We start from the raw sequence: 4,263 nt of genomic DNA on the forward strand, positions 1-4,263 counted from the left end.
AAAAGCCTCTTTAATTGATTCTTTTATCGTTCTTATTATCGCCGCTTTATTAGGTGGTTATATCTGTTTTCGCTTACAACAATGGTCAACTTTTCAAGATTTAAACCTTGATTTTGATATACCCAAAGAAATCTGGGTTTACTATGCAGCAGGATTAAGTGCAGCTGGAACAACAATTATCGGGGTTGCTTTATTTGTAGCAGCAATTATCTATAATATTCAAGCCAAACTTAACTTTACTCACGAACATATTGCCATCCTGACTGCTCTCGGTTTAGGAATAGTGATTAAATGGTTATATTATGTTTTCTTAGAATATCTTTTTAAAGCCACTATTGGTAAAATGTTTTTTGATTTATCCGTCACCGATAGCCAAGGCCGACGCATATCTTTTGCAAGAGCAAATCGCCGCTACTTACTAAAATTTATCTCCACTGCTCCCTTATATTTGGGCTTTTTACTGGCAGCCTGGACAAAGAAAAAACGCGCCCTTCATGACATGATTTCTGGTACACAAATCCGCAAAAAAAAGTAACCAGAACCTAGAAAAGTAGGGAGATGGGAGCAGGACGATAGGATAAAATCAACTACAATAGGGACAAGATATTCCTGCTTGATAATTGGGGGATTGTTTATCTTTTTCATCGATGGGATGACCGCAAGCGGGACACATTTCATAATGTCCTACCTCTAAATTAGCTGTTAGTGCTACTCTTTGATCGAAAACAAAACATTCTCCTTGCCAAAGACTCTGATCGGGACTAACTTCTTCTAAGTATTTCAAAATACCTCCCTCTAGCTGATAAACTTGAGAAAAGCCTTGATTTAATAAAAAAGCTGCCGCCTTTTCACAGCGAATTCCCCCCGTACAAAAAAGAGCTATTTTCTTATTGTTAATAGGATCAAAATTGTCGTGAATATACTCGGGAAATTGGCGAAAATGCTGGATTTCTGGGTTAAGCGCTCCCGCAAAAGTACCGATCGCCACTTCATAATTATTACGCGTATCGATAACTACCACGTCCGGCTCTTTCAGCAATTGGTTCCACTCTTCAGTTTTGAGATGAATTCCTGTTTTTTCGAGAGGATTAGCCTTGGCTTGACCAAAAGTGACAATTTCCTTTTTTAAGCGAATTTTTAAGCGTTGAAAGGGCAAATAATCACAAACAGACTCTTTCACCTCTAGATTAGCTAAACGAGTATCGGTTTTTAACCAACTAATCACCTCTGCGATCGCTTGACTGTTCCCGGCGATCGTTGCATTAATCCCCTCGGCTGCCAGAAGAATAGTTCCTTTAATTCCTCTTTCTTGGCAGTATTTTTGTATTTCTGGCTGTTTTTGACGATAATCTGACAAAGCCACAAACTGGTAAAAAGTGGCGACTAGATAAGACATGGCAGGCAAGGGAAAAATTAACTTGTAATATTTTTCACTATAGGTTATAATAACGAGAGTGTCTCAAAAACCAGATCGGGGGTTTAGCTCAGTTGGTAGAGCGCCTGCTTTGCAAGCAGGATGTCAGCGGTTCGAGTCCGCTAACCTCCATAGCATCTCCCCCATAGTCCTGACTGATTCACTTTTGCTTGGTGATTAGCCCAAGTCTTTTTGGGAAGACAATTAGCTAGGGTTTGCTGAAAAAATCTAAAAACTTTGTTGGGTAAGACTTTTAAACCTTTTATCAATCAAAAAGTACCAGATATGGGAGTGATCGGGGGGAAATTTCCTGGACTTTTTCCCTGAAAATTAGGTAATTGACCCCCTCAAAATCGGTAAAACCCTACACCCCACACCCCACACCCTGTCCCCACGGAAAACTTTTTCAGCAGACCCTAGTTAATTATTAAATGATGTCTCGTACCTATCAAGCTACTGGAATCAATCTACAAGGAATGGCCTTCGGAGAAGCCGATCGCCTCTTAACTATTTTGACCGCCGAGTATGGTTTAATTAGAGCCATCGCTCCAGGTGCGCGCAAGTATAAATCTTCCCTCCGGGGTAGAAGTGAACTATTTGTGGTCAATAATCTGTTGATAGTCGCAGGAAAATCCCTAGATAAGGTCGTTCAAGCTGAAACTATCGAATCTTATCCCAAATTAAGTCAAAATCTCGCCAAACTCACCGTTAGTCAATACCTCTGTGAACTGGTTTTGGCGATCGCCCTGAGCGAACAACCCCAGAGGGAATTATACGAATTAATCTGCGGCCATCTGGCCAGAATTGAAGTCCTCGACGAGAATCAATACATACTTCCCTACCTTTGTCAAGCAATTTTTCATTTCTTAATAATTGCCGGCTTAGTGCCGCAAGTCCATAACTGCCTGTTGACGGGAAAAGCCTTAATTGGGGACAATTGCCTAGGATTTAGTTTCGAGGCAGGGGGCATAATAGATCTAGCTGCCCTCACAGAAACAATCAACCCGCCCAAAATCGATAGTAAACTGACGTTGCAAGAACTGCAATTACTGCAATGCCTAGGAAAAACAGATTTTCCCCCAGAAGAAAACCTTGCCTCAGAACTAGCTTGGATTAACCTCGATCGCCTGCTGCGCCGCTATACTCAATATCATCTCGGAAAAACTTTTCGCTCCTCGGCATTAGTTGAGGGTTTATCTCCCTTAGAATTTTAAACAGATAGCAAAAATCATCATAATGCAACTGTTTGACTCAGAAACTGACGACGCTACGTCTAGCGACTCCTCCACTCCTGTTTTTAATTCTTCCGATTCCTCACCGAGGCAATCCGACGCAGAAACCATGAACCGCTTGCCTAAACGTGCGCCCAAATCCAATCCTAGTCAGGGTTTTGCCCCAGTGCTAAAAAACCCGCGCTTTCTCATTCTCTGGGCGGGGGGAATTTTTTCCCAATTAGCGGATAAATTCTATTTAGTCCTGATGATCTCCCTAATTGCCACCCATTACCAAGAAGCCGATCAGTCGATTAGTGGCTGGGTATCGGCGATAATGATTGCTAATACAATTCCGGCGGTGTTAGTGGGTTCGGTGGCGGGTGTATACGTTGATAGATGGTTAAAAAAACAAGTTTTAGTTATTTCTAACCTTTTACGCGGGGCTTTTGTCCTCCTCATTCCCCTATTATTGTGGTTAGTGCGCGAGCAAACTTTAGCCGTTCCCCTCGGTTGGCTACCGGAAGGTTTAAGAAATTGGCATTACCGGCTACAGGGAGAATTTAATTTACCCTTCGGTTTTTTCCTGTTGTTAGTCATTACTTTTCTTGTCTCCACCTTAACCCAATTTTTTGCCCCCGCCGAACAATCTACCCTGCCATTAGTGGTAAAACGTCGTCATCTTCTACCCGCTAATTCCCTCAACACTTTAACCACCATGGCGGTATTAATTATCGGTTTTGCCATCGGTGAACCTCTATTAGCTTTTGCCGATAGCATTTTTGGCACGAGAGCTGGACAATTTGATATTGGCAAAGTGATGATTGTCGGTGCTTTTTATATAATTGCCGGTTTAATTCTAATTATCCTGCGAACTAACGAAAAATATGTCATTCCTACCGCAGAACAGCCCCATGTTTGGGAAGATATCCGCGACGGCATTCGTTACCTCAACAAAAATCATAAAGTTCGTAACGCCCTGATTCAATTAGTCATCTTATTCTGTATTTTTGCCGCTCTATCGGTATTAGCCGTCAGTATGGCGGAAAAACTACCCGGGTTAAAAGCTTCTCAATTCGGCTTTTTATTAGCCTCCTGTGGTGCAGGAATGGCAGTTAGTGCGATTACTTTGGGTTATTGGGGCCAAAAATTCTCCCACACCCAATTAAGTCTCTGGGGTTCCCTGGGTATGGCGGCAGCTTTAATCGGTTTATCTCTATCCACAAAGAGTTTAATTTTAGCCTTCGCTATGACCGCTTTATTAGGGATTTTTGCCGCTTTAGTCGGGGTTCCCATGCAAACTACCCTACAGGCAGATACACCCCCCGAAATGCGCGGTAAAGTCTTTGGTTTAGAAAATAATGCCGTTAATATTGCCCTCTCTTTACCCTTAGCTGTCGCGGGTATCGCCGAAACTCAATTCGGACTCCGACCGGTACTATTAGCTTTAGCAGTTATGGCAGTTATCGGCGGCGGTTTTACTTGGTATGTTTCTCGCAATTTATCTAAAGATTAGCGGAACTTTTCAGTTATCAGTTATCAGTAAACAGTAATCAGTAGTTAGGAGTTAGGAGTCAGGAGTTAGGAGTCAGGAGTCAGGAGATTGAATAGAAAACGGGTTTCTTGAAGAAACCCGTT

Annotated in this window: 4 protein-coding genes and 1 tRNA gene; 4 read left to right on the forward strand and 1 reads right to left on the reverse strand. The window is 42.2% G+C overall.

What is annotated here, in order from left to right:
• Positions 1–535, forward strand: a 535-nt coding sequence (locus tag PX636_RS08620) for an RDD family protein (protein WP_288116766.1), incomplete at its 5' end; no start/stop codon positions are given.
• Between the two features lie 48 nt (positions 536–583).
• On the opposite strand, the gene trhO is transcribed toward PX636_RS08620, so the two are convergent.
• Positions 584–1,396 (reverse strand): oxygen-dependent tRNA uridine(34) hydroxylase TrhO, encoded by an 813-nt coding sequence (gene trhO / locus PX636_RS08625; protein WP_104397166.1) that lies wholly within the window; start codon positions 1,394–1,396, stop codon positions 584–586.
• A gap of 77 nt (positions 1,397–1,473) precedes the next feature.
• Between trhO and PX636_RS08630 the strand changes: the two genes are divergently transcribed.
• The 3 genes from PX636_RS08630 (at position 1,474) to PX636_RS08640 (ending at position 4,141) form a co-directional block, all read left to right on the forward strand.
• Positions 1,474–1,546, forward strand: a tRNA-Ala gene (locus tag PX636_RS08630).
• A gap of 299 nt (positions 1,547–1,845) precedes the next feature.
• Positions 1,846–2,628, forward strand: coding sequence for a DNA repair protein RecO (gene recO / locus PX636_RS08635; protein WP_002798970.1), 783 nt, complete (start codon positions 1,846–1,848; stop codon positions 2,626–2,628).
• A 22-nt stretch (positions 2,629–2,650) separates the two neighbouring features.
• Positions 2,651–4,141 (forward strand): MFS transporter, encoded by a 1,491-nt coding sequence (locus PX636_RS08640; protein ID WP_288116768.1) that lies wholly within the window; start codon positions 2,651–2,653, stop codon positions 4,139–4,141.
• Positions 4,142–4,263 lie beyond the last annotated feature (122 nt).

It is taken from the genome of Microcystis sp. M53598_WE2 (genome assembly GCF_030067735.1).
GTDB classification, from domain to species: domain Bacteria; phylum Cyanobacteriota; class Cyanobacteriia; order Cyanobacteriales; family Microcystaceae; genus Microcystis; species Microcystis aeruginosa.

Bases quoted from the DNA above. Each gene is read 5' to 3' on its own strand.
- trhO (WP_104397166.1), bottom strand. From the start codon at position 1,396: ATGTCTTATCTAGTCGCCACTTTTTACCAGTTTGTGGCTTTGTCAGAT.
- recO (WP_002798970.1), top strand. From the start codon at position 1,846: ATGATGTCTCGTACCTATCAAGCTACTGGAATCAATCTACAAGGAATG.
- PX636_RS08640 (WP_288116768.1), top strand. From the start codon at position 2,651: ATGCAACTGTTTGACTCAGAAACTGACGACGCTACGTCTAGCGACTCC.